The organism is Moorena sp. SIO3I6, from assembly GCF_010672095.1.
In genome coordinates this window covers 1-1,093 of sequence record NZ_JAAHHU010001660.1, presented here as the reverse complement: position 1 = coordinate 1,093, position 1,093 = coordinate 1, and the positions used below count along the sequence as shown (strand labels likewise).

Annotated in this window: 3 protein-coding genes; 2 read left to right on the top strand and 1 reads right to left on the bottom strand. The window is 43.5% G+C overall.

Features of this window, described 5'->3' with window-relative positions:
• Positions 1-70 precede the first annotated feature (70 nt).
• Entirely contained in the window at positions 71-310 is a 240-nt protein-coding gene (locus tag F6K49_RS52090; protein ID WP_366514386.1) for a type II toxin-antitoxin system VapC family toxin, read from the top strand.
• A gap of 53 nt (positions 311-363) precedes the next feature.
• A complete protein-coding gene (locus F6K49_RS52085; RefSeq protein ID WP_366514385.1) occupies positions 364-612 on the top strand; it encodes a Uma2 family endonuclease in 249 nt (82 codons plus the stop codon).
• Here the strand turns inward: F6K49_RS52085 and F6K49_RS52080 are convergent.
• Positions 584-1,093 (bottom strand): NAD(P)-dependent oxidoreductase (locus tag F6K49_RS52080; protein WP_293110892.1); only part of this gene is annotated, 510 nt, incomplete at its 5' end. The genes F6K49_RS52085 and F6K49_RS52080 overlap by 29 nt on opposite strands.

The window sequence follows — 1,093 nt, the reverse complement described above, 5'->3', positions numbered from 1 at the left end:
TGACCAAATGGATTAGGAGTTTGTACGATAAGTCTTATTGAGATAGCAAGACTAGAAGCGTGCAGGAAGGATAATTCTTCCGGTATCTATTCAAGAATGGTTTGAAATTGCCCTAGCACAAGAAGGAGTTATTCTGATGCCTATCACTCCTGCGATCGCAGTTGATGCTCAATCACTACCAGGTGATTTTCACAAAGACCCAGCAGATAGAATAATTGTCGCAACGGCGAGATTATCTAATTGTTCTATAGTGACAGTAGATCAGAAAATACTCAATTATTCTGATGTTAATGCTATTCCACCTACTTAACATTCAGTGGTCAGCCGTTGACCGTCAGCTGACGTAAGCATTCACCTGACTTGATGTTTGAAGTTAAATCTAGAACTGATAGTTTGACTAAATTACGCCGGAAGATCCAGGAATTTCTGGAATTGGGAACTAAAATTGGGGTGTTAGTGGATCCGAGAACTCGCACCATGGAAGTTTATCGTCTCAATCAGGTAATGCTTGTGCTAGAGGATGGGGATGTGCTGGAAGTACCGGAATTGCATCCGGGTTGGGAATTGAGACAGATAATGACTCTCAGCGTCGTAACTTATGAGGCGTGTTGATGGTGTATCGTGGCTGTTCACCTCGTGCGTAGCGTCTAATGTTATCAATCACCACAGCCGCAATACCATCGTAACTTACGTCGGTTATGGCAGCAATGTGTGGAGTAATAATTACGTTTTGCTGACGAAGAGAATCCGTGGGGGAGTCAACTACATCAAGACCAGTTCCTGCTAAATGTCCCTTCTCTAGTGCTGCTTCTAAGGCATCTGTGTCCACTAAACCACCCCGTGCTACGTTGATGAGAAATGCTCCAGGTTTGATTGCTGCCAGTGTGTTGTGATTAATCAGATGATGAGTGTTTTTAGTATACTCGGCACACAAGATAATATAGTCAGCAATTGATAACGCTTCACAAAGAGCATTAGAGCCGTAAACTTTTTCTATCCCTGTTTCTGGTAACGCACCACGTTCTGGGTGTTGCCGAACCGCAACAAGACGCATTCCAAAAGCTTTTAGGCGTACCGCTAATGCCGTACCAAT